The following is a 26,636-nucleotide window of genomic DNA, read 5'->3' as shown; positions in this document are numbered from 1 at the left end:
AAAGGAGATGTCATGAGTGTAGAGAAATCCCCCGATTCGATGAATGAACGTCATTACGCTTTATGTATGCTACCTTTAACGTTGTCTGTGCTTGGCAGAGTGAACGCGGCCGGTTTAGGCTGGCAGGTCATTCAATTAACAATGGCATTAACGCTCTTTATGTTTTCAGGAAATGCGATGGCAAATAATCGGGAGCATCAGCAAATAGCGTTAGTCGGCACCTGGACCCATATTCCGGATGCGCCGGCCGTGCAGAAACCGGCGCACCCCAGTGAAGGGCTCTATCATCTGGCGGTAAATGGCGACGGCACGTTAACGCTGCTCAATGTGATTAAGATGAAAAGCCCGTCATGGATCGTCACATCCCGCGATGGCCGTTTTGCCTATGCCACCAATGAGGAGGACGCGGGAACGGTGACCGCCTTGGCAATAGACAAAGGCGGCAGCGTGCGGGTGCTGAATACGGTGAGCAGCGCGGGCCAGCAGCCGACGCATGCCACCCTCAGTCCGGATGGCAAGTTTCTGTTTGTCGCCAACTACTCCGTCGCCAAAGGCGGGGCAGGCGTGACGGCGCTGCCGATTGGCAGCGACGGCAAACTGGGTGAGCGGGTGCAGCATTATCCGTTTACGCCCGGTTCAGGTGCCGTGCAGGGGCGCCAGGACGGGGGCCATGCACACTCCACTACCTTCAGCCGCGATGGCCAATACCTGTACGCGGCGGATCTCGGCGGCGACAAGCTGCATGCCTACCGCTATCGCTCGGATAACGCGCAGCCTTTGCAGGCGGACGCTTCGCGCGATGTCGCCTTTGCGCCCGGCGCCGGCCCAAGGCACATGGTGTTCTCACCGCAAGGGGAATACGCCTATGTCATCACTGAAATGGCGAGTGAAATCGAGGCGTTTGCCGTCAGCGATCATCGATTGACGCGGCAAGGGAAAGTGAAACTGAATGGCGGGCAGGATTCAGCGGAGGCGAAAAGCGGTGGGGCCATCATCCTGAGCCCGAGCGGCAGATATCTTATTGCCACCAATCGCGGCGCCGATAACCACCTGCTGGTATTGAAAATAGGCAGGGATGGGCTGCCGGGCGTGCCGACGCGCTATGAGGCCGGCGGCATTGAGCCGCGTGCGCTCGCTTTCGATGCCGGTGGTAACCATCTCTATGTGACGAATGTATTCACCAATAGCGTGACGCTGTTCGATTTCGATGATGAAAAGGGTGAGTTGCAGGCCAGAGGGCAGGCGGCGACGATTTCAACGCCGACGGATATTAAGTTTTTTAATTAATGCCAATTATAACGCGTGGGGGAAATTGGGTCTGAACAGGGGAAAGAGTGATCGCAGGTGCGGAGGATGGGGAATGGCTGGATTAGAAAGAATGGTGTCCCCGACTGGAATCGAACCAGTAACTAGCCCTTAGGAGGGGCTTGTTATATCCGTTTAACTACGGGGACGCTGCGGGCCGGCAACCGACGCTGCCGGGGCATTATACCTTTTTTTACCCGCAGAATAAGCGCTTAGCGGCGCGTTTGCTCAATACCTCGCCAGTTCACGCCGAAATTTCCTCGGCTAACCGACGGCGATCACGGTTTTTCCCCGCCGTGGCGCCGCTTTTCCTCTTGCCGATGCGCGGCCTGGTTTTTGGCGCTCAAATCGTTGCGGATCTGCGCGTGGCTGATCAGCGCAAAGATAAAGGTGCCGCCGATGATGTTGCCCGCCAGCGTCGGCAGGGCGAACGGGTAAATGAATTCTGGCCAGCCAATCGCGCCGTTGAACACCAGATACAGGATCTCGACCGAGCCGACCACGATATGGGTCAAATCGCAAATCGCCACCAGGTAGGTCATCAGCACGATCACCCAAATTTTCGCCGCGCCGGCGGCCGGGATCATCCACACCATGGTGGCGATGATCCAGCCGGCCAGGATGCCGTTGGCGAACATCTCTCCCGGCGTATGGCGCATCACCTCTTCGCCCAGGCTGATGAAGGCGCCGCGCGTTTCGGCGTCGAACAGCGGCATATGGGTAAACGCCAGCGCCGCCAGTCCGGTGCCGATCAGGTTGCCGAGCAGCACCACGCCCCACAGGCGCAGCAGGATCAGCAGGTTGCGCGGGGTGGGTTTATGCATGATTGGCAATACCGCCGTGACGGTGTTTTCGGTAAACAACTGCTGGCGCGCCATGATGACAATGATGAAACCGAAGGTGTAGCCGAGGTTCTCGATGAAAAAGCGGCTGGGATCGTCCGGCAAACGGGCGTGGAAAATGCCTTTTGCCGCCAGCGAGGCGCCCATCGACAGCCCGGCGGCGATCGCCGACCACAGCAGCGCCAGCCCGTCGCGCTCCAGCTCTTTTTCGCCTTCCATCCGGATCTGTTCATGCACCGCCGCCGCGCGCGACGGCAAATTCTCTTCCCTGACTTCGATTTCGCGCTTGCCCTGTTCCTGTTCTTCGCTCTCTACCTGCATTGTTTCATCCGGCTCGTGTTCCTGGCGTTGCTGTTCGCTCATGCTGTCGCTCCTGCTCAATAAGGGTGAGTTCACGTTATTAAGCGTAGTTGCCCGACCTAAATGCGGCGAAATACAGAAAAAGGTAACAAGAGTTAAAATCCGCCGATTTTTTCCACGCATTCTTGATCCTGCTCGCCATATTGGCCCGTCGGCGCGCCCGCCGCGGGCTGCGTGCGGGGAAAGGCTTATGCTATGATTCGCTATCCCAAAGAAAAATATGAGTTCCCCGATGCTGGAAGCCAAAAGTCTGAGTTGCGTGCGCGATGAGCGCATCCTGTTTAGCGAGCTAAGCTTTTCAGTTCATCCGGGCGATATCATTCAGGTAGAAGGGCCGAACGGCGCGGGCAAAACCAGTTTACTGCGCATTCTCGCCGGCCTGGCGCGGCCGGACGGCGGCGAGGTCTGCTGGCGGGGGCGCAACACGCTGCGCGATCGTGCGGGTTACCAGCAAGATTTGCTGTTTATCGGCCATCAGCCCGGCATCAAAGCCGTATTGACGCCCTTCGAAAACCTGCAGTTTTATCAGGCGGTGCGCGGCACAACCGAGCATCAGGCCATCTGGCGCGCCCTGGAGCAGGTGGGGCTGGTGGGTTACGAGGATCTGCCGTTGGCGCAGCTTTCCGCCGGGCAGCAGCGGCGCGTGGCGCTGGCGCGGCTGTGGCTCAGCGCGGCGCCGCTGTGGATCCTCGATGAGCCGCTGACGGCGATCGACAAGCAGGGCGTAGCCGAGTTGATTAGCCTTTTTGAACAACATGCGCAGCGGGGCGGCATGGTATTGTTGACCACCCATCAGGATTTGGCCGGTGTCAGCCAAACGGTGGGTAAAGTTCGTTTGGCGGAACATGACGCGGGGAGCCTGTGATGTTTTTGACCCTGGTGCGCCGTGAACTGAAGATCGCCTGCCGTAAAGGTTCGGAGATCGTCAACCCGCTGTGGTTTTTCCTGATTGTGATCACGCTGTTCCCGTTGGGGATTGGCCCGGAGCCGCAGCTGCTGGCGCGGATTGCGCCGGGCATCGTGTGGGTGGCGGCGCTGCTGGCCTCGCTGCTGTCGCTGGAGCGGCTGTTTCGCGACGATTTCCTCGACGGCTCGCTGGAGCAGCTGTTGCTGCTGCCGACGCCGCTGCCGATGACGGTGCTGGGCAAAGTGTGTGCTCACTGGGTCGTGACGGGGCTGCCGCTGCTGATCCTGTCGCCGCTGGTGGCGTTGCTGCTGTCGCTCGATATGCAGACCTGGCTGGCGGTGGCGGGGACGCTGCTGCTCGGCACGCCGACGCTGAGCCTGATCGGCGCTATCGGCGTGGGGCTGACAGTCGGCCTGCGCAAAGGGGGTGTGCTGCTCAGCCTGCTGGTGTTGCCGCTGTATATCCCGGTGCTGATCTTCGCCACCGGCGCGATCGACGCCGCCTCGATGGGCATGCCGATCGACGGTTACCTGGCGATACTCGGCGCGATGCTGGCGGGCAGCGTGACATTGGCACCGTTTGCCACCGCGGCGGCGCTGCGAGTGAGCGTGCACTAGCTAACTGATTGAATGAACAGACGGGGCAAGGCCGACAAGAGCGTACCCCGCAGAAGATTTTCGCCGTTTCGATCGCTCGGGGCGGCCGACGCATAAAAATTACCGTGAGCACTGACGACAATGTGGAAATGGTTACATCAACTGGCGCGGCCTGAACGGCTGTATCACGTCTGCGGCCGCTTTATCCCCTGGCTGGGGCTAGCGGCGGCGGCTTGCCTGCTGCTGGGCTGGGCATGGGGCTTTGGTTTCGCGCCGAAGGATTATCAGCAGGGCGACAGCTTCCGCATCATTTATATTCACGTGCCGGCGGCCATGTGGTCGATGGGTATCTACGCCTCGATGGCGGTGGCGGCGTTTATCGGCCTGGTGTGGCAGATGAAAATGTCCGATACCGTGGTAGCGGCGATGGCGCCGATCGGTGCGGTGTTCACCTTTATCGCGCTGGTGACCGGCTCCGCCTGGGGCAAGCCGATGTGGGGCACCTGGTGGGTGTGGGATGCGCGTCTGACCTCCGAGCTGGTGCTGCTGTTCCTTTATATGGGCGTCATCGCGCTGTACAACGCCTTTGAAGACCGCCGTCTGGCGGGCCGCGCCGCCGGGATTCTGGTGCTGGTGGGCGTGGTGAATATCCCGATCATCCATTTTTCGGTCGAATGGTGGAATACGCTGCATCAGGGCTCGACCAATATGCAGCAGTCTATCGCGCCAAGCATGCGCACCCCGCTGCGCTGGGCGATCCTCGCTTACCTGCTGCTGTTCGTCACGCTGACGCTGATGCGCCTGCGCAATTTGATCCTGTTCCAGGAGCGCCAGCGCCCGTGGGTCGCCGGGTTGGTGAATAAGGAGCGTCAGTCATGAATGCCGCGTTCGATTCCTGGTCGGCGTTTTTCGCCATGGGCGGTTACGCCTTCTATGTTTGGCTGGCGGTCGCCGCCACGCTGATTTCGCTGTTGGGGCTGGTGGCGCACACCGTCTGGCAACGGCGGCAGTTGCTCGCCGAGATCGGCCGCCGTCAGGCGCGCGAGCGGCGCATTCGCCATGCGCAACAATCAAAACAAAAATCCGCCGCACCGCGGGAGAAATCATTGTGAATCCACGTCGTAAAAGCCGCCTTTATCTGGCGATCGTTGTGCTGATCGGCATCGCGCTGACCGCGACCCTGATGCTGTACGCGCTGCGCTCCAACATCGATCTGTTCTATACCCCGGGTGAAATCCTGCAGGGCAAGGGCGAAAATCATGAGAAGCCCGAGGTCGGCCAGCGGCTGCGCATCGGCGGCATGGTGATGCCGGGTTCGGTGAAACGCGATCCCAATACGCTGCAGGTCAGCTTCAAGATTTACGACGCGCGCGGCGCGATCGGCGTGACCTACACCGGCATTCTGCCGGACCTGTTCCGCGAAGGGCAGGGCGTGGTGGCACAGGGCGTGCTGGGTGAGGGCAACGTGGTCAATGCGCGCGAAGTGCTGGCCAAACACGATGAAAAATACACGCCGCCTGAAGTGGCAGACGCAATGAAAGAGAACCACAAAGGCCCGGCGGAAGCGTATAACGCGCCGCAGGCGGAGGGCGTCAAGTCATGATGCCGGAACTGGGCAGTTTTCTGCTGTGCCTGGCGTTGGCGATCGCGCTGCTGCTGAGCATTTACCCGCAGTGGGGCGCGGCGCGGCAAGACAGCCGCATGATGGCGGTAGCCCGCCCGCTGACCTACGGCATGTTCGCCGCGATTGCGCTGGCGTTCCTGTGCCTGGTGCACGCCTTCGTGGTCAACGATTTTACCGTCGCCTACGTGGCCACCAACTCCAATACCCAACTGCCAGTGTATTACCGTATCGCCGCCACCTGGGGGGCGCATGAAGGTTCGCTGCTGCTGTGGGTACTTCTGCTGAGTTGTTGGTCGCTGGCGGTGGCGTTGTGCAGCCGGGCGATGCCGCAGGATGCGGTGGCGCGGGTGTTGTCGGTGATGGGGATGATCACCGCCGGTTTCCTGTTGTTCATCATCATGACCTCCAATCCGTTCACCCGCACGCTGCCGAATTTCCCGATCGACGGCAGCGATCTCAACCCGCTGCTGCAGGATATCGGCCTGATCTTCCACCCGCCGCTGCTGTATATGGGCTATGTCGGTTTCTCGGTCGCCTTCGCCTTCGCCATCGCCTCGCTGATGGCCGGCCGGCTCGACACCGCCTGGGCGCGCTGGTCACGCCCGTGGACTACCGCCGCCTGGGTGTTCCTCACGCTCGGTATCGTGCTCGGATCGGCCTGGGCCTACTATGAGCTGGGCTGGGGCGGCTGGTGGTTCTGGGATCCGGTGGAGAATGCCTCCTTTATGCCGTGGTTGGCCGGCACCGCGCTGATGCATTCGCTGGCGGTGACCGAAAAACGCGGCACGTTCAAAGCCTGGACGGTGTTGCTGGCGATCACCGCCTTCTCGCTGTGCCTGCTGGGCACCTTCCTGGTGCGCTCCGGCGTGCTGGTCTCGGTGCACTCCTTCGCCTCCGATCCGGCGCGTGGCATGTTCATCCTCGCCTATCTGGTGATCGTGATCGGCGGTTCGCTGCTGCTGTACGCGGTCAAGGGCGGCCAGGTGCGCAGCCGGGTGCAGCACGAGACCTTCTCGCGCGAGACCTTCCTGTTGGGCAACAACGTGCTGCTGATCGCCGCCATGCTGGTGGTGCTGTTGGGCACGCTGCTGCCATTGGTGCACAAACAGCTGGGGCTGGGCAGCATCTCGATTGGCGAGCCGTTCTTCAACACCATGTTCACCTGGCTGATGGCGCCGCTGGCGCTGCTGTTGGGCATCGGGCCGCTGGTGCGCTGGCGCCGCGATGAGCCGGGCAAGCTGTGGCGGCGCCTTGGCGTGGCGCTGCTGGCGACGCTGGTGTTGTCAATCCTGCTGCCGTGGCTGCTGCAGGACAGCATCGCCGGCATGACGGTGGTGGGCCTGATCATGGCGCTGTGGGTGATCATCCTGACGCTGATGGAGCTGCATGAGCGCGCCACCCACCGTCACGGTTTCTGGCGCGGGCTGCGCCAGCTGTCCCGCAGCCACTGGGGCATGGTACTCGGCCACCTCGGCGTGGCGGTGACGGTGATCGGCATCGCCTTCAGCCAGAACTACAGCGTGGAACGCGACGTGCGGATGAAGGCCGGCGACAGCGTGGATATCCACAACTATCACTTCGTGTTCCGCGACGTGCACGACATTCGCGGTCCGAACTACAGCGGCGGCGTCGGCATCATCGACGTCACGCGCAACGGCAAGCCGGAGGCGACGCTGCACGCGGAAAAACGCTACTACAGCGTGGCGCGCAGCATGATGACCGAAGCGGCGATCGACGGCGGTTTCAGCCGCGATCTGTACGCGGCGCTGGGCGAGGAGCTGGAGGACGGTTCCTGGGCAGTGCGCCTGTATTACAAACCCTTCGTGCGCTGGATTTGGTTCGGCGGCGTCTTTATGGCGATCGGCGGCCTGCTGTGCATCCTCGACCCGCGTTACCGCATGAGCAAAAAACTCAAGCGCGAAGGCAAGCTGGAGGCGCAACCATGAATCGTAAGCTGCTGTTTATCCCGTTGGTCCTCTTCCTGTTGCTGGTGGCGGCACTGATGGTGCAACTGACGCGCAACGCCGGCGGTGAAGATCCGACCATGCTGGAATCGGCGCTGATCGGCAAACCGGTGCCGACCTTCAGGCTGGAATCGCTGGATCAGCCCGGAAAAACCTACGATCAGGCGGTGCTGCGCGACGGCAAGCCGATATTGCTCAACGTCTGGGCCACCTGGTGCCCGACCTGCCGCGCGGAACACCAGTATCTCAATACGCTGGCGGCGCGCGGCGTGCGGGTGGTCGGCCTGAACTATAAAGACGACCGCGCCAAGGCGGTGACCTGGCTGAATTCCCTCGGCAATCCCTATGCCCTCAGCCTGTACGACGGCGACGGCATGCTGGGGTTGGATCTTGGGGTGTACGGCGCGCCTGAGACCTTCCTTATCGACGGCCAGGGGATTATTCGCTATCGCCACGCCGGCGACATGAATGAGCGCGTCTGGCAGCAGGAAGTGCTGCCGCTGTATAAAAAGTACGGGGGTGAGGCATGAGGCTGATTGTCCTGCTGTGCGCCGCGCTGCTGAGCTGGAGCGCCGTCGCGGCGATCGATACCTATCGCTTCAACTCCGTCGAGCAGGAACAGCAGTATCGCGAGTTGACCGAACAGCTGCGCTGCCCGAAATGCCAAAACAACAGCATTGCCGATTCCAACGCCATCATCGCCGCCGACATGCGCACCAAGGTGTACGAGCTGATGATGCAGGGGCAAAGCAAGCAGCAGATCATCGATTACATGGTGGCGCGCTACGGCAACTTCGTCACCTACGAGCCGCCGGTAACGCCGGCGACGCTGATCTTGTGGATCGGCCCGCTGCTGTTCGTGCTGATTGGCGGGGCGGTAGTGATCCTGCGCGCCCGTCGGCGGCCCGACGCGGCGGTGGACGACGCATTCTCCGAACGGGAACGGCAGCGCCTGGCGGCGCTGTTGCAAGAGACTGACAGGAAGAAACCCTAATGGCTTTTTGGCTGATTATTTGCGTGTTGCTGGCCGGCGCCGCCGCGTTGCTGGTGGTGCCGGCGATGCGCCACGGCAAGCAGAGCGCCGCCACGCGCGATGCATTGAACAAGGCTTTTTATCAGGATCGCCTCAGCGAGCTGGAGCAGGACGAGCAGCAGGGCGTGGTGGCCGAGCGCCCGGAGCTGGTCAAAGAGCTGCAACAGAACCTGTTGAACGACATTCCCGTCGAGCAGGCGGTGCAGGCGCAGCCGATCAACCGCTGGGCGCTGGTGCCGGGCGTGCTGTTATTGCTGGCGGTGACCGTTGGCTTTTATCTGAAAACCGGCGGGTTGGCGCAGGTGCTGGACTGGCGTCTGGTGCAGGCGCAAATGCCGGAATTGCGTGAGCGCGTCGCCAATGAGCGCGCCAAACCGCTGAGCATGGAAGAGATCGCCCGTCTCGGGCTGGGGCTGCGCACCGCGCTGCAGCAGGACGATCGCAACATCAACGACTGGATGATGCTGGGGCGGGTTGGCATGGCGCTGAACAACGCTACCACCGCCACGCAGGCGTTTGCCCATGCTTATCAATTGGATCCGAATAGTCTGGAAGTGCGGCTCGGCTATGCCGAGGTCTTGACGCGCTCCAACGATCCGGAGGATAACAAGCGGGCGACGCAGCTGTTGCGGCGCATGATCGCAGAAAATCACGGCGATCCGCGGGTGCTGAGCCTGCTGGCGTTCAATGCCTTCGAACAGGGCGACTTCAAGCAGGCGATCGGCGCCTGGCAGGTGATGCTGCAGCTGCTGCCGGCCAACGATCCGCGCGCGGAAGTGATAAAGCGCAGCATTGCACAAGCAAAAGCCCAGGCCGGCGGAGAAACTGTTAAACTGAATGTGACCGTTTCGCTGTCACCGCAGGCGGCGAAAGCCCTGCCGCCGCAGGGGACGCTGGTCATCTCGGTTACCGACGGCGCTAGCCCGGTACCGGTGGCGGTAAAACAATTGCCGCTGAGCCGTTTTCCGCTGTCTTTCTCTCTGGATGACAGCAACGCCATGATGCCCGAGCGTCTACTCTCGGCGCAGCATCAGGTGCAGGTGCGTGTGCGCCTCTCACAGGACGGATTGGCCACGCCGCAGCCGGGAGACTGGTTCGGCGAAAGCTCGCTGCAGACATTCAGCGGTAAAGAGCAGGTTAGCGTTCAGATAAACAAGCAGGTCCCTGAAAAATAAGACCGAACGTGTTTTTATGGAGAAAAATATGAACTTTCGCCTGACTGGGGTGGCATTCGCAACGGTATTACTGGTGGGCTGTGCCAGCGCGCCAGACAACGATCCGCAAGGGCGTTCCGATCCTCTGGAAGGATTTAACCGGACGATGTTCGACTTCAACTACAACGTCCTGGATCCTTATATCCTGCGCCCGGTCGCGGTGGCCTGGCGCGACTACGTGCCGATGCCGGCGCGTAACGGCATCAGCAACTTCACCTCCAACCTGGAAGAGCCGGCCAGCATGGTCAACGCCTTCCTGAAGGGCGACCCTTACCGCGGGATGATCCACTTCAACCGTTTCTTCCTGAACACCCTGCTCGGGATGGGCGGCCTGATCGACGTGGCCGGCATGGCCAACCCGAAACTGGCGCGCGAAGAACCGAACCGCTTCGGCAGCACGCTGGGCCATTACGATGTGGGTTACGGCCCGTACGTGATGCTGCCGGGCTACGGCAGCTTCACGCTGCGTGACGAAGGCGGCGATTTTGCGGATACGCTGTATCCGATGCTGAGCTACCTGACCTTCTGGATGTCGGCGGGCAAATGGGTGGTCGAGGGCATCGAAACCCGCGCCCAACTGCTGGATTCCGACGGCCTGCTGCGCAACTCTTCCGATCCTTACATCATGGTGCGCGAAGCTTACTTCCAGCGCCACGATTTCATCGCCAACGGCGGCTCGCTCAAGCCGGAAGAGAACCCGAACGCCAAGGCGATTCAGGGCGAGCTGGACGAGATCGACTCGCAGTAATCACGGGCGTTACGCCAATGAAAACCCGCCGTCAGGCGGGTTTTTTTTATGTCGGCGGCAAGCGACGGGCAAAAAAAAGCGCCCCGCGGGGCGCTTTGGCTTCTTTCTCAAGCGAGATTAGAAGCGGTAGTTGAAGTTGGCGCCGTACAGCCAGGCTTTACCTTCAGAGTTAAAGGTGTAAGGGCCTTCTTTGATGGTGACTTTCTGGCCGTGCATGTAGGAAATGCCGACGTCAACCGACGCGTCTTTGTTGAACGCGTAAGAGGTACCTGCGCTGATCCAGAAGCGATCCTGATCCGGAATGGAGATGGAACGGTTCTGTGCCGGCACCGGGCTGTCATCGAAGGCGACACCGCCGCGGAAGGTCCAGTTGTCGTCGTAGAAGTAGGTGGTACCCAGCGCGATGCGGTAAGCGTCTTTGAAGCCTTCATGCTTTTCGAACAGCGTCTGGCCGTTGTTGCCGGTGGCTCTCAGCTCCTGGAACTGGCTCCAGCTGGTGTACGCCAGGCTGTAGTGGATGGCCCACTGCGGCGCAACTTTGTTGTAGCCGGACAGTTCCCACATCTCTGGCAGGTTCAGATCCAGAGAGCCGGGGATGGTGCTGCCGTTGGTGCCCAAAGGCAGGCCGAGGGAACCCAGAATTGGGTTATAGGCCGATGGCAGGCTGCTTTTGTAATCGCCGTCAAACTTGATTTTGACTTCGGAGCGATAGGTGAAACCGTAGCGGTTATTTTCGTCCACTTCGTACAGGATGCCGGCGTTCCAGCCGTAACCCCATTTATCGCCTTTCAGATGCGAAATTTGGGTATCAGCCGGGATCTGTGATACCGGGCCGGCTAGCTGCGGCGGTAATTGGCCAGAACCTGCGATCAGCTTCGGCAATTCACCGGCGTAGCGTTCCAGTTTGGCTTTGGCGTACACCGCATCGAAGCCCAGACCGAAGCTGAAGTGTTGGTTCAGACGGTAGGCGCCGCTCAGGTTGAGGTTAACGGTAGTCAGATCGGTCTTGCCGCCGTAAGCGCCGGCGGTATAGCCGTCGTTGAATTCGGTCGCCAGACCGTAGTTGCTGGTGACCGAGCCGCCTACGGCGAACTGATCGTTAATCGGGTGAACATAATGCAGGTTCGGCACCCAGGCGACAGGGGCGATATTTTTTGAGTCCAGGCTGGCACCGGAAGGCGATTTACCGGTGATGTCAACGTCTGGGTCGATGAAGACTGCGCCGATGGAGAGTTCCGGGCGGGTATACATCATCAACAATGCCGGGTTGCGGCTCGCCGAGGCCGCCGTATCCGCCATGGCGCCTTCGCCAGAATACGAACGTCCTAAACCAGCTGATGAGAACTCATTCAGCTGGAATCCTGCGGCAGACACGTTTGAAGAAATAATTGCCACTGCAGCTGCGAGAGCTGATTTAGTCAATAGGTTTTTCTGGCTCATGACCAAAACCTCATTATGTGTTTATTATTTAAACTATTGTTACACGAGGTAACAAGGAGCGCGGGATTGTAGGGTCCGTTATCGTTCAGACAAATCAGACCAGTGGCTGAAGTATAGGTCTGACCTGTGAAAATGTTGCAAGTTTGTTTTTGAAATATTTCCAATCTGATATCAAAAAAGAGATCTGCTTAACAAAAAGCCAGCGGTAAATAACAAAATTCTTACCATTCCTTAGCAGACGCTCATTTTTATTTGTGATTTCCATCACTTAAAACACCCAGTAAAAGTAAGTGCTAGTGATTGACGGCGTGGAAGCGTAAAATAACCGCAGAATTTTGTGGCTTTGTGCCGGTGAGTAAAACGGCAATTTGGGCTGATAACCGAGGCCCTTGAGGAGAACCAATCATGTCAGATGCAATTAATAAATGCAGCGCCCAGGAAACCGCCGCGTGTTGCTGTGTGGATGTCGGCACCGTGATGGATAACACCGATTGCACCGCGTCCTACAGCCAGGTGTTCAGCAATCAACAAGATGCGGAGGCGATGCTGGCCGCACTGAGCGAAAAGGCGCGCGCGGTAGAATCCGACCCTTGTGACATCAGCAGTAGCATTAAACCGGTTGACGGCGGCGTGCAGTTGGAGGCCGATTTCACCTTCGCCTGCCAGGCGGAAACCCTGATCTTCCAGCTCGGCCTGCGTTAATCCTCGCTTTATCCCCCGGTGCCGCCTGCTGCGCGCCGGGGATTGCTTTCCCCACACCCCCCCGATAGAAAGTGCGCCTGCTCGCAGTTTTGATCTCTGCCGGTTTGCCAAATGTAACCGTTTGGTTAACAATGACCTCATCAGGTCAGACCTCTTTCTGCCCATTGCGCTGACGTTATTTTCTTCAGGAGCATTTATGAGTAAGGCACTGCCTTTGGTGACCCGTCATGGTGACCGCATTGCGATTGTGGATGGACTGCGTACCCCCTTTGCCAAACAGGCGACTGCCTATCACGGCATTCCGGCGGTGGATTTAGGGAAAACGGCGGTGAGTGAGCTGTTGGCGCGCAGCGGCATCGATCCGCAGCTTATCGAACAGCTGGTGTTCGGCCAGGTGGTGCAAATGCCCGAAGCACCGAACATCGCGCGTGAAATCGTGCTCGGTACTGGCATGAGCGTCCATACCGACGCCTACAGCGTGTCGCGCGCCTGCGCCACCAGCTTCCAGGCGATTGCCAACGTGGCGGAGAGCATCATGGCCGGCAGCATCAGTATCGGCATTGCCGGCGGGGCGGACTCTTCTTCCGTCTTGCCGATCGGCGTCAGCAAAGCGTTGGCGCGCACGTTGGTGGACGTCAACAAGGCGCGCACGCTGTCGCAGCGTCTCAAGCTGTTCAGCCGGCTGAAATTCCGCGATCTGATGCCGGTGCCGCCGGCGGTGGCGGAGTATTCCACCGGCCTGCGCATGGGCGATACCGCCGAGCAGATGGCGAAGAGCCACGGCATCACCCGCGAGGCGCAGGATGCGCTGGCGCACCGTTCCCACGAGCTGGCGGCCAAGGCCTGGCAGCAGGGGTGGCTGCGCGATGAGGTGATGACCGCCTATGTGCCGCCTTACCGCGCGCAGCTTTCTGAAGACAACAACATCCGTAAAGATTCCAGCCTGGCCTCCTACGCCAAGCTGAAACCGGCGTTCGATCGCAAGCATGGCAGCGTCACCGCGGCCAACAGCACGCCGCTGACCGACGGTGCGGCGGCGGTATTGATGATGAGCGAATCGCGCGCCAAAGAACTGGGGTTGCAGCCGCTGGGCTATTTGCGCAGCTTCGCTTTCGCCGCTATTGACGTGTGGGAGGACATGCTGCTGGGGCCTTCCTACGCCACGCCGCTGGCGCTGGATCGCGCCGGCATCGGTCTGGCCGATCTGACGCTCATCGACATGCATGAAGCTTTCGCCGCGCAAACGCTGGCCAACCTGAAGATGTTCGCCAGCGAAGAGTTCGCCCGCGAGAAGCTTGGCCGCAGCCAGGCGATCGGCGAGGTGGACATGGACAAATTCAACGTCTTGGGCGGTTCCATCGCCTATGGCCATCCGTTCGCCGCCACCGGCGCGCGCATGATCACCCAGACGCTGCGTGAGCTGAAACGCCGCGGCGGCGGGCTGGGCCTGACCACCGCCTGCGCCGCCGGCGGATTAGGGGCCGCGATGATCGTGGAGGTGGAATGATGAGCTTTGAAAACGCATTGCATGAACAGCGCGCCAAACCGTCGGCCTTTCAGCTGACGATTCGCCCCGACAACATCGGCGTGATCACCATCGATGTGCCGGGCGATAAGGTCAATACGCTCAAGGCCGAGTTCGTCGAACAGGTGAACGATGTGCTGATCCGGGCGCAGCAGCATACCGCGCTGGAAGGGCTGGTGATCGTTTCCGGCAAGCCGGACTCGTTTATCGCCGGCGCCGACATCACTATGATTGCCGCCTGCACCAGCGCCAAAGAGGCGGAAACGCTGGCCAAGAAAGGGCAGAGCACGCTGGCGCAGATCGCCGCCTTCCCGGTGCCGGTGGTGGCTGCCATTCACGGCGCCTGCCTGGGCGGCGGCCTGGAATTGGCGCTGGCCTGCCACGGCCGCGTCTGTTCATTGGATGACAAAACCGCACTCGGTCTGCCGGAAGTGCAGCTGGGCCTGCTGCCGGGCTCCGGCGGTACGCAGCGCTTGCCGCGCCTGATCGGCGCCGCCAAGGCGCTGGACATGATCCTGACCGGCAAGCACATTCGCGCCCGCCAGGCGCTGCGCATGGGGCTGGTGGACGACGCCGTGCCGCAGTCGATCCTGTTGCAGACCGCCATCGAGCGGGTGAAACAAGGCTGGAAGCATCAGCGCGAGCTGCCGTGGCAGGATCGCCTGCTCAACGGCCCGCTGGGCAGAAGTCTGCTGTTCAGCATCGTGCGCAAGAAAACGTTGGCGAAAACCCACGGCAACTACCCGGCGGCGGAGCGCATCATTCAGGTGGTGCGCACCGGGTTGGATCACGGCAGCGCCAGTGGCTATGAGGCCGAAGCGCGCGCCTTTGGCGAACTGGCGATGACGCCGCAGTCGGCGGCGCTGCGCAGCCTGTTCTTCGCCTCCACCGCGCTGAAAAAAGAGCGGGGCGGTAATGCCAAGCCGCATGCCCTGCATCGCGTCGGCATTCTCGGTGGCGGTCTGATGGGCGGCGGGATCGCCTGCGTCACCGCCACGCGCGGCGGTTTGCCGGTTCGCATCAAAGACATTAATGAAACCGGCATCAATCACGCGCTTAAATACAGCTGGGACGTGCTCGGCAAACGGGTGCGCAGCAAGCGCATGCGCCCGGCGGAACGGCAAAAGCAGATGATGCTGATCTCCGGTTCTACCGATTACACCGGCTTTGAGCAGGTGGATATCGTGGTCGAGGCGGTGTTTGAAGATCTGGCGCTGAAGCAGAAGATGGTGGCTGAGGTTGAAGCGAACTGTGCGCCGCATACCGTGTTCGCTTCCAATACTTCCTCGTTGCCTATCGGTCATATCGCCGAACAGGCCCAGCGGCCGGAGCAGGTGATCGGCCTGCACTACTTCAGCCCGGTGGATAAAATGCCGCTGGTGGAAGTGATCCCGCACGCCGGCACCAGCGAAGAGACCATCGCGACGACCGTGGCGCTGGCGCACAAGCAGGGCAAGACCGCCATCGTGGTGGGCGACAGCGCCGGTTTTTATGTCAACCGCATCCTGGCGCCGTACATCAACGAAGCGGCGCGCTGCCTGCTGGAAGGTGAGCCGATTGAGTCGCTGGACAAGGCGCTGGTGGACTTCGGTTTCCCGGTCGGCCCCATCACTCTGCTGGATGAAGTGGGCATCGACGTCGGCACCAAAATCATTCCCGTGCTGGTCGAGGCGCTGGGGCCGCGTTTCGCCGCGCCGGCTGCGTTCGATGCGGTGCTGAAAGACGGGCGCAAAGGGCGCAAGAACGGCCGCGGCTTCTATCTCTACCCGAGCGAAGGGCAGCAGCGGCAGCGGCGCAAACGTGCGGATACCTCATTGTATACGCTGCTCGGCGTCACGCCGAAGGCGCACATGCTGCCGGCGACCGTCGCTCAGCGCTGCGTGATGATGATGCTGAACGAAGCGGCGCGCTGCCTGGATGAAGGCGTGATCCGCAGCGCGCGCGACGGGGATATCGGTGCGGTGTTCGGCATCGGCTTCCCGCCGTTCCTCGGCGGCCCGTTCCGCTATATGGACGAGCTCGGCGCCGAGAAAGTGGTGAAGACGCTGGACTACCTGCGTCAGCAGCACGGCGAGCATTTCGCCCCGTGCGAGCGCTTGCAGCGCATGGCGCAGCAGGGCGAGCGCTTTTACCCGCTGGGGAGCTGAACGCAGGGCGGCCCGATTTGCACTATAGTTGCAACAGGGCCGCGTTGTGATCGCCATCACTCCTTGCAACAGCGTCAGCCGGTGAGGCTGTACAGCAAGGCGCAGGCAGCGGTAAGTTAGCTTGACCGCCATCAATAAATTTCATGGCGGCAAGGTTAAAATTTAACCCGTTGAATTGATTGTTCTGTGAGCAACCGAGGTTTGCCAGGGGAGGGTTGCTGTAAAAAACAGCATTTTCTTTAGGCAAACTTTCAGGCAAAATGCCCGGCCGCCATAAAGAGACGGCGCGTTATCGTTTTAAAGCTTTGGCTTTGGGTTGTAAAACTCGGCGGTACAGCACGCACGGCGTTTCTGTATAGCGTTACTTTGTCAACAACAGCGGTGCAATATGCAAGTTTTGATTATGCGTCACGGAGAGGCGGCGCTCGAGGCAGCCAGCGATGCGGTAAGGCCCCTTACCCTGTGCGGCCGCGACGAGTCCCGTCAGATGGCGGCCTGGTTGAACACCAAGTCTGTGGATATTGAACGCGTGCTGGTCAGCCCCTATCTGCGGGCCGAACAGACGCTGGCGACGGTGCGTGAAGCCTTGACGCTGCCGGAGGGCGAAGAAGTGCTGCCCGAGCTGACGCCGGGCGGCAACGCCGAACAGGTCGGCAGCTATCTGCAGGCGCTGGCGATGCAAGGGGTGAGCTCGGTGCTGATCGTGTCGCACCTGCCGCTGGTGGGGTATCTGGTGGCCGAACTGTGCCCGGGCGAGTGCCCGCCGATGTTCGCGACCTCGGCGATTGCCAACGTCGATCTGCCGGCAGACGGCAGTTACGGCAAGTTTGAATGGCAGGTCAGCCCATCGCAGGTGATGGCCAAGGTGTGAGCCGCGGATGCGGTGCGGAATAAACTCGGGGCGATGTCTGACATCGCCCCGAGTCGTTTCTGCAGGTCTACTCGGCCAGCTCCACCAACAGCAGGATGGCGGCATTGCCGCCCCATTCCTTCGGCGCCTGGTGGAATGCCAGCACGTCGGGATGCTGCGCCAACCACAGCGGCGTTTGCTGTTTGAGAATGTGCTTGCCGTGCCCGTGCATCACGCAGGCGCAGTGCACGTGCTCGCGTTTGCAGGCGGCGATCAGCGCCCCCAACTCCTGCTTGGCCTGCAGCTGGGTCAGGCCGTGCAAATCGAGAAACAGCTCCGGCGAATAATCGCCGCGTCGTAGCTTCTTCAGCTCATACGGGCTGCTGCCGGGGCGCACGTAGCGCGTCGGGCCTTCCTCTTCCAGTTGCGGCTGGTATTCATCTGAAAAATAATAGCTGGCATCGACCTGCTCCTGCAGCAGCCGCTGCGGGGCAATCTGTTTGACCTTGGGCTTCGGCGGACGGTGGACGATGGTGTCCTGGCGCAGCTTTTTCGCGCCCGCCACCGACTCTCTGAAGAGCTGTTGTTCGTCTTTGCTCAGAGGGGGCTTGTTCTTCATGCTTCATTCACCGGAAATCGTTTATTTCGCTAGTTTACCTTGTGAATGAGCGCTGTCGACGCAAAACTCGGGCCAGAGTGAAAAGCGCGAGGGGCAAGCGTGATTTGTCGCGGGCTTCATGGCAAACTATGCGGCTAAATCATGAAACACAGCGCCTGCCGGAGGGCAAATTGGACAAAATTTTCGTCGACGAAGCAGTGAACGAACTGCACACCATTCAAGATATGCTGCGCTGGACGGTAAGCCGCTTCAACGCCGCCAATATCTACTATGGTCACGGAACCGATAATCCGTGGGACGAAGCGGTGCAATTGGTGCTGCCAAGCCTGTTCCTGCCGTTGGACATTCCGGAGGACATGCACACCGCCCGCCTGACCTCCAGCGAGCGCCATCGCATCGTTGAGCGCGTGATCCGCCGCGTCAACGAACGCATCCCGGTCGCTTACCTGACCAACAAGGCCTGGTTCTGCGGCATGGAATTCTACGTCGATGAACGCGTGCTGGTGCCGCGTTCGCCGATCGGCGAGCTGATCAACGATCGCTTCAGCGCGCTGATCCCGCACCCGCCACGCCATATCCTCGACATGTGCACCGGCAGCGGCTGCATCGCCATCGCCTGCGGCTACGCTTTCCCGGAAGCGGAAGTGGACGCGGTGGACATCTCCAGCGAGGTGCTGGCGGTGACCGAGCGCAACATTCAGGCGCACGGCGTCGAACACCAGGTGATCCCGATCCGTTCCGATCTGTTCCGCGACGTTCCCGCGATCCAGTACGATCTGATCGTCACCAACCCGCCGTACGTCGATGCGGAAGACATGTCCGATCTGCCGCAGGAGTTCCGCTTTGAGCCGGAGCTGGGCCTGGCGGCGGGCAGCGACGGCCTGAAGCTGGTGCGCCGCATCCTGGCCTGCGCGCCGGACTACCTGACCGACGACGGCGTGCTGATTTGTGAAGTGGGTAACAGCATGGTACATCTGATGGAACAATATCCGGATATTCCGTTCACCTGGCTGGAGTTCGAAAACGGCGGCGACGGCGTGTTCATGCTGACCAAGCAGCAGTTGGTGGATTGCAAGGAACACTTCAGCCTCTATCGCAGCTAAGCCGCATTTTCAGGGCCCGCAAGGCGGGCCTCATAACGATAAAAGACTAACGGTAAGGAGCCGTGATGGCAGGAAACAGTATTGGGCAGATTTTCCGCGTCACCACCTTCGGTGAATCTCACGGGGTGGCGCTGGGTTGTATCGTCGACGGCGTGCCGCCCGGTATCCCGCTCACCGAAGCCGATTTGCAACACGATCTGGACCGCCGTCGTCCGGGCACCTCGCGTTACACCACCCAGCGTCGCGAACCGGATCAGGTGCGCATTCTCTCCGGCGTATTCGAAGGCGTGACCACCGGCACCAGCATCGGTCTGATCATTGAAAACACCGATCAGCGCTCGCAAGACTACAGCGCGATCAAAGACGTGTTCCGCCCGGGGCATGCCGACTACACCTACGAGCAGAAATACGGCCTGCGCGACTATCGCGGCGGCGGCCGCTCTTCGGCGCGTGAAACCGCCATGCGCGTTGCGGCGGGTGCTATCGCCAAGAAATACCTGCAGCAGAAGTTCGGCGTGCAGGTGCGTGGCTATCTGGCGCAGATCGGCGACGTGACCTGCGAGCTGAAAGATTGGGATCAGGTCGAACAGAACCCGTTCTTCTGCCCGGATCCGGACAAGCTGGAAGCGCTGGACGAACTGATGCGCGCGCTGAAAAAAGAGGGCGACTCCATCGGCGCCAAGGTCAGTGTGATTGCTGAAAACGTGCCGGTTGGCCTGGGCGAGCCGGTGTTTGACCGCCTCGACGCCGATCTGGCGCACGCGCTGATGAGCATCAACGCGGTGAAAGGCGTGGAGATCGGCGACGGGTTTGCCGTGGTGACCAAGCGCGGCAGCGAAAACCGCGATGAAATCACCCCGGAAGGCTTCCAGAGCAACCATGCCGGCGGCATTCTCGGCGGCATCAGCAGCGGCCAACCGGTGGTTGCACATCTGGCGCTGAAGCCGACCTCCAGCATCATGGTGCCGGGCCGTACCATCAATCGCCAGGGCGAAGCGGTGGAAATGGTCACCCGCGGCCGCCACGATCCGTGTGTGGGCATCCGCGCCGTGCCGATCGCCGAAGCGATGATGGCGATCGTGCTGATGGATCACCTGCTGCGCCAGCGTGCGCAAAACGGTGATGTGGTTTCCGACGTGCCTCGCTGGTAATCGCCATGAGAAACTGGATGTTGGGCCTGATGGCCCTGACGGCCTCCGCCTCCGCCATGGCGCTGACGCCGTGGCAGAAAATTGATCACCCGGTGGCCGGCGCGCCGCAGGCGGTGGGCGGTTTCGCCAACGGCTGCGTCATCGGCGCCCAGCCGTTACCGCTGAACTCACCGAACTACCAGGTGATGCGTACCGACCAGCGCCGCTATTTCGGCCATCCGGATTTGCTGGCGTTTATTCAGCGCCTCAGCAGCCAGGCGAACCAGAAAGCGCTGGGCACGGTGCTGATCGGCGACATGGCGATGCCGGCCGGCGGGCGCTTCAGCAGCGGCCACGCCAGCCACCAGTCGGGGCTCGACGTCGACATCTGGCTGCAGCTGCCGCGCCAACGCTGGAGCGCACAGCAGCTGCTGAAGCCGCAGCCTATCGATCTGGTGTCAAGTGACGGCAAGCAGGTAGTGGCGCGCCAATGGCAGCCGCAGATCGAGTCGCTGATCAAGCTGGCGGCGCAGGATGCGGACGTGACGCGCATCTTCGTCAATCCGGCCATCAAACAGCGTCTGTGTCTGGATGCCGGCGCCGATCGCGCCTGGTTGCACAAGGTGCGGCCGTGGTTCGGTCACCGCGCGCACATGCACGTGCGCCTGCGTTGCCCGGCGGGCAGCCTTGAATGTAAAGAGCAGGATACGCCGCCGCCGGGCGACGGCTGCGGCGCCGAACTGGCGAGTTGGTTCGTGCCGCATCAACCGAGCGCCAAACCGGGTAAACCGGTGCCGCCGCCGTTACCGCCGACCTGTCAGGCATTGCTGGATAATCACTTCGCAGCGGAATAATACATGGACTGGTTCGTCATCGGCCCCGAGATGCTCGGGGTGTTGTTTGCAGTAGCGCTGCTGGCGGGGTTTATCGACTCCATCGCCGGCGGTGGCGGGTTGCTGACGGTACCGGCCTTGCTGGCGGTGGGGGTTCCCCCGGCCCAGGCGTTGGCCACCAACAAACTGCAGTCGGTCGGCGGCTCCTTCTCCGCCAGCCTGTACTTTATTCGTCGGCGTGCGGTGAACCTCAACGATCAAAAGCTGACGATATTTCTGACGCTGATCGGTTCGATCATCGGCGCCATTCTGGTGCAGCATATGCGCGCCGATGTGTTGCGGCAGATGTTGCCGCTGCTGGTGATCGGCATCGGCCTCTATTTCCTGCTGATGCCGCGGCTGGGTGAGGAAGATCGTCAACGTCGCCTCGGCGCCTTGCCGTTCGGGCTGGTGGCCGGCGGCTGCGTCGGGTTTTACGACGGCTTCTTCGGCCCCGGCGCCGGATCGTTCTACGCGTTGGCCTATGTGACGCTGTGCGGTTTTAACCTCGCCAAGTCCACGGCACACGCCAAGGTGCTGAACTTCACCTCCAACGTCGGCGGATTGGCGCTGTTCATCATCGGCGGCAAGGTGGTGTGGAGCATCGGTCTGGTGATGCTGGTGGGGCAGGTGCTGGGCGCGCGTCTGGGCGCCCACATGGTGCTGACCCGCGGGCAGAAGCTGATTCGGCCGATGATCGTGATCGTCTCGCTGGTGATGAGCCTCAAGCTGCTGTACGACAATCACGGCGCGGAAATTCAGCAGTGGTTGACCGCCCTGGTGCACGGCTAAAGATGAAAAGTGGGCGCGGCTTACGCGCCCTGTCTTATTGAGTATAATGGCCTCTTTATTTCTGTGGTTATAGAGTTTTTATGTCAGACATGCAGACCCGTCATCGCTATGAACAGCTGATCGAGATCTTCAATCAGTGCTTCAGCGATGACTACAACACCCGCCTGGTGAAGGGCGACGACGAGCCGATCTACCTGCCGGCCGACGACGAACTGCCGTATCACCGCATCGTGTTTGCCCATGGCTTCTACGCCAGCGGCCTGCACGAAATCTCGCACTGGTGCATCGCCGGCGAAGCGCGCCGACAATTGGTGGACTTCGGTTACTGGTATTGCCCGGACGGACGCGACGCGCAAACCCAGAGTGAATTCGAAGCGGTAGAGATCAAACCGCAGGCGCTGGAATGGATGTTTTGCGTGGCGGCCGGTTTCCCGTTCAACGTCAGCTGCGACAACCTGAACGGCGACTGCGAGCCGGATCGCATCGCGTTCCAGCGCAAGGTGCGCGCCCGGGTATTGGCGCTGCTGGAGCAGGGAATACCCACACGGCCTGCGCGCTTTATTCAGGCGTTGCAATCGTTCTACAATACGCCACCGTTGGCGGCCGAACATTTTCCGTATCCGGAAGATCTCAACTGACGCCACAGCCCGCTATTTAATGAGGAAATTTGATGATCGCAGAATTCGAAGCGCGCATTTTGGCGCTGATTGATGACATGGTAGAGCACGCCAGCGATGATGAACTGTTTGCCGGTGGCTACCTGCGCGGTCATCTGACGCTGGCGGTGGCCGAAGCGGAAGAGCAGGGTGAGCACACTGCCGAAGCGCTGAAAGCGCGGGTGGAAGAGAGCCTGCATAAAGCGATCGCCGCCGGGGAACTTTCGCCGCCGGATCAGATCCTGGTGCGCGGCATGTGGGAAAACCTCTATCAGGCCGCCACGCCTGCCGCTTGACCGCCATGCCGGGGCGCATCATAGCGCCCCTCATTCATGAATTAAACCGCACGTCCTTTCAGCAGCTTCCGTACCCACATCCGATTCGGATTCAACGCCGCCAGCAGGCGCGCGTCGCCCGGCAACGGTTCGCCGAACAGCTGCGCCGCCAGAATTTCCGCCGCCAGCGGCGCCGAGCACAGGCCGCGCGATCCCAATCCGCCGATAGCGAACAGGCCGGGATAGACCGGCGCATCGGCGACGGTTTCACCGCGCTGGTTTTGCCGCTGCAAATCCTGATACTGCGTCACCGTGGCCTGATAGTCCGGCAGCGCGCCGACCATCGGCAGATGATCGCGGGTGGCGCTGCGCACGCCGCAGCGCGCCTGATGAGCGCTGACGTCCACCTGCTGCGGCCAGGCTTGTTCCGGCAGGCAGCGCAGCAGGCGCTCGCGGTTTTCCTGTTGCTCCTGCTCGCGGTAGTCGGTGGCGGTGTCGCCACGCTGGTAGCTGGCGCCGATGCAGTGTTGGCCGTTGTTGGCGTTGACCGGCGTCAGGTAGCCGTCGTAGCACAAGACCTGTTTCAACTGACCGAGGGCCGGCGAGGTTGGGATGTGCGACACCTGCCCGCGTACCGCATACAGCGGCAGGGCTTGCGTCGGTGCCAGCTCGGCCAACCGGTGGCCGTTGGCCAGGATCACCGTCGCATGGCGGCGGCATTCACCGTGGGCGAAGTCGATACGCCAGCCGTTTTCTTCACGCGCCAGCGCCTGCGCATCGTGCCGGTAGTGGCAGACCAGACCCTGACGCTGCGCCAGCGCGATAGCGCCGCGCGTCAGCTCGGCCGGGCAGAGCCAGCCGCCCTGCGGGTAGGTGATGCCGCCAAAGCCGGTATCGACGCCGCACAGTTCGCTGAGCGTCTCGCGGTCGGCTGCCGCCGCCAGCGCTGGCGGCCAGTCGGTTTTCAGCATATTGGCGATCTTGTCGCCGCTCTTTTCGTCGTAGGCCAGCTGGCTGACGCCGCACCACTGGTGATCAAAGATGACGCCTAGTTGCAACAGGGTGTCGTATTGGCGACGGGCGAAGGGAAACGCGGCGCTGAAGAAACTCTCCAGCGCGTCGCCGCTGCCGTTCAGCAGAGGATAAATCGCCCCCTGGCGGTTGCCGGAAGCGCCCTCGGCCGCCTGTTCGTCGGCGCAGTACAGCGTGACGGTGGCGCCGCGCCGCAATAAGGCCAGCGCGGTAAGCGCGCTGGCGACGCCGCCGCCGATCAGGGCGATGTCGGCGGTGTTGTCCGCCGCCGGACGCCGATACCAGGGCGCCGGGTGGGGCGTGGGCTGCGCATCGGCCGGCAGACCGCCGGCGAGCATCTCACGTTTTTGGCCGAAGCCTTTGCAACGGTTGACCTGAAAACCGGCCTGCTGCAAGCCGCGGCGCACGAAGCCGGCGGCGGTAAAGGTGGCGAAGCTGCCTTCCGGCCGGGCGAAACGCGCCATGGCGGCGAACAGTTGCTCGGTCCACATGTCGGGATTTTTGGCCGGCGCGAAGCCGTCGAGGAACCAGGCATCGACCTGGTTATTCATGCTGGCGTCGAACTGAGGCAGCAGTTCGTTGACGTCGCCGAACCACAGATCGAGCGTAATACGGCCTTCGGCCAACAGCAGGCGATGACAGCCCGGCAGCGGCAGCGGCCATTGGGCGCGCAGCTCGTCGGCATAGGGTGCCAGCTCCGGCCAGCGTGCATGCGCCGCCGCCAGATCGGCCTGCTGCAGGGGGAATTTTTCGAAGCTGATAAAGTGCAGGCGCTGCAGCGCGGCGTCCGGCTCGCCCTGGCGGAAGTCTGCGAAGGCCTGCCACAGCGTAAGGAAATTGAGCCCGGTGCCGAATCCGGTTTCCGCCACCACCAACAGCGGGCGCGGGTGAGTGGCGAAACGCTGCGGCAGCCGGTTGCCGTGCAGGAAGACATAGCGGGTTTCTTCCAGCCCATCCTGATTGGAAAAATAGACGTCATCAAACTGTTTCGAAACAGGTGTACCCTGTTCGTTCCAGGTTAGCGTTGCGGTTTGGATGGGGGCGTGGTTCACGGTCAATAGCTCGAAATTCAAGGGATGTCGCGAATTCTAACGGCGCTGGCGCCCTGGCGCAAACTGGACAACAATAAAGCTGAAAAACGCTGATCGGACTTGTTCGGCTTACATCTGTACGCTAAAGTGCGATGCAAAATCCCGTAGGTAAATAGTGGAAGAGGTATTGAATGAAACGTGCAGTGATTACTGGCCTGGGAGTTGTCTCCAGCATTGGTAATAACCAGCAGGAGGTCCTGGCGAGCCTGCAGGAAGGACGTTCTGGGATCACTTTCTCCCAGGAACTGAAAGATTCCGGCATGCGTAGTCACGTATGGGGGCAAGTTAAGCTCGACACAACCGGCCTGATCGACCGCAAGGCGGTGCGTTTCATGAGCGATGCTTCCATCTATGCCTTCCTGGCGATGCAAGAAGCGATCGCTTCTTCCGGCCTGAAGGAAGAAGAGTATCAAAACAACCCGCGCGTGGGCCTGATCGCCGGTTCCGGCGGTGGTTCTCCGCGCTTCCAGGTGTTCGGCGCCGATGCGATGCGCAGCCCGCGCGGCCTGAAAGCGGTTGGCCCATATGTGGTCACCAAAGCCATGGCTTCCGGCGTTTCCGCCTGCCTGGCGACGCCGTTCAAAATCCACGGCGTAAACTACTCCATCAGCTCCGCTTGCGCGACCTCCGCACACTGCATCGGTAACGCGGTTGAGCAAATCCAACTGGGCAAACAGGACATCGTGTTTGCCGGCGGCGGCGAAGAGCTGTGCTGGGAAATGGCCTGCGAGTTCGACGCGATGGGCGCGCTGTCCACCAAGTACAACGACACGCCGGAAAAAGCCTCCCGCACCTACGACGCCGATCGTGACGGTTTCGTCATCGCCGGTGGCGGCGGCATGGTGGTGGTTGAAGAACTGGAGCACGCGCTGGCGCGCGGTGCGCACATTTACGCAGAAATCGTTGGCTACGGCGCAACGTCTGACGGCGCCGACATGGTTGCGCCATCGGGCGAAGGCGCGGTGCGCTGCATGAAGATGGCGATGCAGGATCTGGATGCGCCGATCGACTACATCAACGTGCACGGCACCTCCACACCGGTAGGCGACGTGAAAGAGCTGGGCGCGATTCGCGAAGTGTTCGGCGACAATACCCCGGCTATCTCCTCCACCAAGGCGATGACCGGTCACTCGCTGGGCGCCGCAGGCGTGCAGGAAGCGATCTACAGCCTGCTGATGCTGGAGCACGGCTTTATCGCGCCGAGCATCAACATCGACACCCTGGATGAGCAGGCGGCCGGCATGAATATCGTGACTCAGCCGACTCAGCGTGAGCTGACCACCGTGATGTCCAACAGCTTCGGCTTCGGCGGCACCAACGCCACCCTGGTGATGCGCAAACTGGCGAAATAATTCCGCCTGAGCCTCACCTCGCCATCAAGCCCGCGTTTTCGCGGGCTTTTTACTGCCCGAACCCCGCCGGCTGGGCGCTCGGAGTTTTCCCAAATAACATCCCCTGACACATCATTACCTCGCCATTACATGCGTTGGGCATACAATAGCCAGGTAGCGTGATTATCGCTCGGCGTAGCTTTCTAAAGTGATCGAACATTGAGGCAAGAAGTATGAAAAAGTTAATTGCGGTTGGGTTACTGTCGGCCGTGCTGGCCGGATGCGCCACCGATTCCCCCTGCGTTCCGGTCTACGATGATCAGGGACGTCTGGTGCACACCAACACCTGCATGAAGGGCACCACCCAAGATAACTGGGAAACCGCGGGCGCGATCGCCGGCGGCGCGGCGGCAGTGGCCGGTCTGACCCTCGGCATCATCGCGCTGACCAAGTGATCGGCGCGGCGCCTGCGGGCGCA

27 protein-coding genes and 1 tRNA gene are annotated in these 26,636 nt (G+C 61.2%); 23 read left to right on the top strand and 5 right to left on the bottom strand.

Annotation, left to right across the window (positions count from 1 at the left end; translation table 11 throughout):
* Positions 1 to 12: 12 nt before the first annotated feature.
* Positions 13 to 1,287: a lactonase family protein gene (locus tag QDT79_RS21725; protein WP_308317054.1), complete on the top strand. Its 1,275-nt coding sequence runs from the start codon at positions 13 to 15 to the stop codon at positions 1,285 to 1,287.
* 92 nt (positions 1,288 to 1,379) lie between these two features.
* On the opposite strand, the gene QDT79_RS21720 is transcribed toward QDT79_RS21725, so the two are convergent.
* Together QDT79_RS21720 and QDT79_RS21715 are read right to left on the bottom strand one after the other, a co-directional pair.
* Positions 1,380 to 1,454 (bottom strand) — tRNA-Arg (locus tag QDT79_RS21720).
* 129 nt (positions 1,455 to 1,583) lie between these two features.
* Positions 1,584 to 2,510: a formate/nitrite transporter family protein gene (locus tag QDT79_RS21715; protein WP_063988941.1), complete on the bottom strand. Its 927-nt coding sequence runs from the start codon at positions 2,508 to 2,510 to the stop codon at positions 1,584 to 1,586.
* Positions 2,511 to 2,739: 229 nt separating this feature from the next.
* Here QDT79_RS21715 and ccmA point away from each other — a divergent pair, with 229 nt between their 5' ends.
* From ccmA to mlaA, 10 genes are all read left to right on the top strand, one after another.
* Positions 2,740 to 3,372 carry a cytochrome c biogenesis heme-transporting ATPase CcmA gene (ccmA, locus tag QDT79_RS21710; protein ID WP_308317196.1) on the top strand — a complete coding sequence of 211 codons (633 nt, stop codon included), beginning with the start codon at positions 2,740 to 2,742 and terminating at the stop codon, positions 3,370 to 3,372.
* Complete coding sequence (ccmB, locus tag QDT79_RS21705) at positions 3,372 to 4,031, top strand: heme exporter protein CcmB (protein ID WP_025303731.1); 660 nt, start codon at positions 3,372 to 3,374, stop codon at positions 4,029 to 4,031. Before ccmA ends, ccmB begins: the two co-directional genes overlap by 1 nt.
* 120 nt (positions 4,032 to 4,151) lie before the next feature.
* Positions 4,152 to 4,889, top strand: a complete 738-nt coding sequence (locus tag QDT79_RS21700) for a heme ABC transporter permease (RefSeq protein ID WP_308317053.1) — start codon at positions 4,152 to 4,154, stop codon at positions 4,887 to 4,889.
* Complete coding sequence (gene ccmD, locus QDT79_RS21695; RefSeq protein WP_004936267.1) at positions 4,886 to 5,122, top strand: heme exporter protein CcmD; 237 nt, start codon at positions 4,886 to 4,888, stop codon at positions 5,120 to 5,122. The genes QDT79_RS21700 and ccmD overlap by 4 nt, the downstream gene beginning before the upstream one ends.
* Positions 5,119 to 5,613, top strand: coding sequence for a cytochrome c maturation protein CcmE (gene ccmE, locus QDT79_RS21690; RefSeq protein WP_308317052.1), 495 nt, complete (start codon positions 5,119 to 5,121; stop codon positions 5,611 to 5,613). Before ccmD ends, ccmE begins: the two co-directional genes overlap by 4 nt.
* A complete protein-coding gene (locus tag QDT79_RS21685) occupies positions 5,610 to 7,580 on the top strand; it encodes a heme lyase CcmF/NrfE family subunit (protein ID WP_063988943.1) in 1,971 nt (656 codons plus the stop codon). The genes ccmE and QDT79_RS21685 overlap by 4 nt, the downstream gene beginning before the upstream one ends.
* Positions 7,577 to 8,128, top strand: a complete 552-nt coding sequence (locus tag QDT79_RS21680) for a DsbE family thiol:disulfide interchange protein (protein ID WP_033653726.1) — start codon at positions 7,577 to 7,579, stop codon at positions 8,126 to 8,128. Before QDT79_RS21685 ends, QDT79_RS21680 begins: the two co-directional genes overlap by 4 nt.
* Positions 8,125 to 8,592, top strand: coding sequence for a cytochrome c-type biogenesis protein (locus QDT79_RS21675; protein ID WP_063988944.1), 468 nt, complete (start codon positions 8,125 to 8,127; stop codon positions 8,590 to 8,592). Before QDT79_RS21680 ends, QDT79_RS21675 begins: the two co-directional genes overlap by 4 nt.
* Complete coding sequence (ccmI, locus tag QDT79_RS21670) at positions 8,592 to 9,806, top strand: c-type cytochrome biogenesis protein CcmI (protein ID WP_063988945.1); 1,215 nt, start codon at positions 8,592 to 8,594, stop codon at positions 9,804 to 9,806. The genes QDT79_RS21675 and ccmI overlap by 1 nt, the downstream gene beginning before the upstream one ends.
* Before the next feature lie 28 nt (positions 9,807 to 9,834).
* On the top strand, positions 9,835 to 10,593 hold the full coding sequence (gene mlaA / locus QDT79_RS21665) for a phospholipid-binding lipoprotein MlaA (RefSeq protein ID WP_021505590.1): 759 nt from the start codon (positions 9,835 to 9,837) through the stop codon (positions 10,591 to 10,593).
* A 117-nt stretch (positions 10,594 to 10,710) separates the two neighbouring features.
* On the opposite strand, the gene fadL is transcribed toward mlaA, so the two are convergent.
* A complete protein-coding gene (gene fadL / locus QDT79_RS21660) occupies positions 10,711 to 12,033 on the bottom strand; it encodes a long-chain fatty acid transporter FadL (RefSeq protein ID WP_063988947.1) in 1,323 nt (440 codons plus the stop codon).
* Positions 12,034 to 12,438: 405 nt separating this feature from the next.
* On the opposite strand from fadL, the gene QDT79_RS21655 reads away from it, so the two are divergent.
* The 4 genes from QDT79_RS21655 to sixA all read left to right on the top strand — a co-directional run bounded on the left by QDT79_RS21655 (position 12,439) and on the right by sixA (position 17,278).
* Entirely contained in the window at positions 12,439 to 12,735 is a 297-nt protein-coding gene (locus QDT79_RS21655; protein WP_072145088.1) for a YfcZ/YiiS family protein, read from the top strand.
* A gap of 196 nt (positions 12,736 to 12,931) precedes the next feature.
* On the top strand, positions 12,932 to 14,242 hold the full coding sequence (gene fadI / locus QDT79_RS21650; RefSeq protein ID WP_063988948.1) for an acetyl-CoA C-acyltransferase FadI: 1,311 nt from the start codon (positions 12,932 to 12,934) through the stop codon (positions 14,240 to 14,242).
* Positions 14,242 to 16,407, top strand: coding sequence for a fatty acid oxidation complex subunit alpha FadJ (gene fadJ, locus QDT79_RS21645; protein WP_063988949.1), 2,166 nt, complete (start codon positions 14,242 to 14,244; stop codon positions 16,405 to 16,407). Before fadI ends, fadJ begins: the two co-directional genes overlap by 1 nt.
* Before the next feature lie 388 nt (positions 16,408 to 16,795).
* Positions 16,796 to 17,278, top strand: a complete 483-nt coding sequence (sixA, locus tag QDT79_RS21640; RefSeq protein ID WP_004936230.1) for a phosphohistidine phosphatase SixA — start codon at positions 16,796 to 16,798, stop codon at positions 17,276 to 17,278.
* A 67-nt stretch (positions 17,279 to 17,345) separates the two neighbouring features.
* On the opposite strand, the gene smrB is transcribed toward sixA, so the two are convergent.
* Positions 17,346 to 17,876, bottom strand: a complete 531-nt coding sequence (smrB, locus tag QDT79_RS21635; RefSeq protein WP_004936226.1) for an endonuclease SmrB — start codon at positions 17,874 to 17,876, stop codon at positions 17,346 to 17,348.
* 170 nt (positions 17,877 to 18,046) lie between these two features.
* Between smrB and prmB the strand changes: the two genes are divergently transcribed.
* From prmB to QDT79_RS21605, 6 genes are all read left to right on the top strand, one after another.
* The gene (gene prmB, locus QDT79_RS21630) at positions 18,047 to 18,979 is read left to right on the top strand and encodes a 50S ribosomal protein L3 N(5)-glutamine methyltransferase (RefSeq protein WP_028127753.1); all 933 of its coding nucleotides are present in this window, start codon (positions 18,047 to 18,049) and stop codon (positions 18,977 to 18,979) included.
* Between the two features lie 65 nt (positions 18,980 to 19,044).
* Complete coding sequence (gene aroC / locus QDT79_RS21625) at positions 19,045 to 20,130, top strand: chorismate synthase (protein WP_033635387.1); 1,086 nt, start codon at positions 19,045 to 19,047, stop codon at positions 20,128 to 20,130.
* A 5-nt stretch (positions 20,131 to 20,135) separates the two neighbouring features.
* On the top strand, positions 20,136 to 20,963 hold the full coding sequence (gene mepA, locus QDT79_RS21620; protein ID WP_149559570.1) for a penicillin-insensitive murein endopeptidase: 828 nt from the start codon (positions 20,136 to 20,138) through the stop codon (positions 20,961 to 20,963).
* 3 nt (positions 20,964 to 20,966) lie between these two features.
* On the top strand, positions 20,967 to 21,773 hold the full coding sequence (locus QDT79_RS21615) for a sulfite exporter TauE/SafE family protein (protein ID WP_063988952.1): 807 nt from the start codon (positions 20,967 to 20,969) through the stop codon (positions 21,771 to 21,773).
* A gap of 89 nt (positions 21,774 to 21,862) precedes the next feature.
* The gene (locus QDT79_RS21610; RefSeq protein WP_162215436.1) at positions 21,863 to 22,411 is read left to right on the top strand and encodes an elongation factor P hydroxylase; all 549 of its coding nucleotides are present in this window, start codon (positions 21,863 to 21,865) and stop codon (positions 22,409 to 22,411) included.
* Between the two features lie 32 nt (positions 22,412 to 22,443).
* Positions 22,444 to 22,725, top strand: a complete 282-nt coding sequence (locus QDT79_RS21605; protein WP_016926855.1) for a YfcL family protein — start codon at positions 22,444 to 22,446, stop codon at positions 22,723 to 22,725.
* 41 nt (positions 22,726 to 22,766) lie between these two features.
* Here QDT79_RS21605 and mnmC read toward each other — a convergent pair whose 3' ends face one another.
* On the bottom strand, positions 22,767 to 24,788 hold the full coding sequence (mnmC, locus tag QDT79_RS21600; RefSeq protein WP_063989028.1) for a bifunctional tRNA (5-methylaminomethyl-2-thiouridine)(34)-methyltransferase MnmC2/FAD-dependent 5-carboxymethylaminomethyl-2-thiouridine(34) oxidoreductase MnmC1: 2,022 nt from the start codon (positions 24,786 to 24,788) through the stop codon (positions 22,767 to 22,769).
* 170 nt (positions 24,789 to 24,958) lie between these two features.
* Here mnmC and fabB point away from each other — a divergent pair, with 170 nt between their 5' ends.
* Both fabB and QDT79_RS21590 read left to right on the top strand, forming a co-directional pair.
* Positions 24,959 to 26,179: a beta-ketoacyl-ACP synthase I gene (gene fabB / locus QDT79_RS21595; RefSeq protein ID WP_041036107.1), complete on the top strand. Its 1,221-nt coding sequence runs from the start codon at positions 24,959 to 24,961 to the stop codon at positions 26,177 to 26,179.
* A gap of 212 nt (positions 26,180 to 26,391) precedes the next feature.
* On the top strand, positions 26,392 to 26,613 hold the full coding sequence (locus QDT79_RS21590) for a putative periplasmic lipoprotein (protein WP_004936201.1): 222 nt from the start codon (positions 26,392 to 26,394) through the stop codon (positions 26,611 to 26,613).
* Positions 26,614 to 26,636 lie beyond the last annotated feature (23 nt).

Source organism: Serratia marcescens (assembly GCF_029846115.1).
Classification (GTDB): Bacteria; Pseudomonadota; Gammaproteobacteria; order Enterobacterales; family Enterobacteriaceae; genus Serratia; species Serratia marcescens_L.
Note: the sequence above shows the minus strand (reverse complement) of the source record. Positions and strands in the feature narration are given on the sequence as shown.

Excerpts from the sequence above, each read along its gene's own strand:
- QDT79_RS21725 (WP_308317054.1), top strand. The coding sequence starts at position 13 with ATGAGTGTAGAGAAATCCCCCGATTCGATGAATGAACGTCATTACGCT.
- QDT79_RS21715 (WP_063988941.1), bottom strand. The coding sequence starts at position 2,510 with ATGAGCGAACAGCAACGCCAGGAACACGAGCCGGATGAAACAATGCAG.
- ccmA (WP_308317196.1), top strand. The coding sequence starts at position 2,740 with ATGCTGGAAGCCAAAAGTCTGAGTTGCGTGCGCGATGAGCGCATCCTG.
- ccmB (WP_025303731.1), top strand. The coding sequence starts at position 3,372 with ATGTTTTTGACCCTGGTGCGCCGTGAACTGAAGATCGCCTGCCGTAAA.
- QDT79_RS21700 (WP_308317053.1), top strand. The coding sequence starts at position 4,152 with ATGTGGAAATGGTTACATCAACTGGCGCGGCCTGAACGGCTGTATCAC.
- ccmD (WP_004936267.1), top strand. The coding sequence starts at position 4,886 with ATGAATGCCGCGTTCGATTCCTGGTCGGCGTTTTTCGCCATGGGCGGT.
- QDT79_RS21685 (WP_063988943.1), top strand. The coding sequence starts at position 5,610 with ATGATGCCGGAACTGGGCAGTTTTCTGCTGTGCCTGGCGTTGGCGATC.
- QDT79_RS21680 (WP_033653726.1), top strand. The coding sequence starts at position 7,577 with ATGAATCGTAAGCTGCTGTTTATCCCGTTGGTCCTCTTCCTGTTGCTG.
- QDT79_RS21675 (WP_063988944.1), top strand. The coding sequence starts at position 8,125 with ATGAGGCTGATTGTCCTGCTGTGCGCCGCGCTGCTGAGCTGGAGCGCC.
- ccmI (WP_063988945.1), top strand. The coding sequence starts at position 8,592 with ATGGCTTTTTGGCTGATTATTTGCGTGTTGCTGGCCGGCGCCGCCGCG.
- mlaA (WP_021505590.1), top strand. The coding sequence starts at position 9,835 with ATGAACTTTCGCCTGACTGGGGTGGCATTCGCAACGGTATTACTGGTG.
- fadL (WP_063988947.1), bottom strand. The coding sequence starts at position 12,033 with ATGAGCCAGAAAAACCTATTGACTAAATCAGCTCTCGCAGCTGCAGTG.
- QDT79_RS21655 (WP_072145088.1), top strand. The coding sequence starts at position 12,439 with ATGTCAGATGCAATTAATAAATGCAGCGCCCAGGAAACCGCCGCGTGT.
- fadI (WP_063988948.1), top strand. The coding sequence starts at position 12,932 with ATGAGTAAGGCACTGCCTTTGGTGACCCGTCATGGTGACCGCATTGCG.
- fadJ (WP_063988949.1), top strand. The coding sequence starts at position 14,242 with ATGAGCTTTGAAAACGCATTGCATGAACAGCGCGCCAAACCGTCGGCC.
- sixA (WP_004936230.1), top strand. The coding sequence starts at position 16,796 with ATGCAAGTTTTGATTATGCGTCACGGAGAGGCGGCGCTCGAGGCAGCC.
- smrB (WP_004936226.1), bottom strand. The coding sequence starts at position 17,876 with ATGAAGAACAAGCCCCCTCTGAGCAAAGACGAACAACAGCTCTTCAGA.
- aroC (WP_033635387.1), top strand. The coding sequence starts at position 19,045 with ATGGCAGGAAACAGTATTGGGCAGATTTTCCGCGTCACCACCTTCGGT.
- mepA (WP_149559570.1), top strand. The coding sequence starts at position 20,136 with ATGAGAAACTGGATGTTGGGCCTGATGGCCCTGACGGCCTCCGCCTCC.
- QDT79_RS21615 (WP_063988952.1), top strand. The coding sequence starts at position 20,967 with ATGGACTGGTTCGTCATCGGCCCCGAGATGCTCGGGGTGTTGTTTGCA.
- QDT79_RS21610 (WP_162215436.1), top strand. The coding sequence starts at position 21,863 with ATGCAGACCCGTCATCGCTATGAACAGCTGATCGAGATCTTCAATCAG.
- QDT79_RS21605 (WP_016926855.1), top strand. The coding sequence starts at position 22,444 with ATGATCGCAGAATTCGAAGCGCGCATTTTGGCGCTGATTGATGACATG.
- fabB (WP_041036107.1), top strand. The coding sequence starts at position 24,959 with ATGAAACGTGCAGTGATTACTGGCCTGGGAGTTGTCTCCAGCATTGGT.
- QDT79_RS21590 (WP_004936201.1), top strand. The coding sequence starts at position 26,392 with ATGAAAAAGTTAATTGCGGTTGGGTTACTGTCGGCCGTGCTGGCCGGA.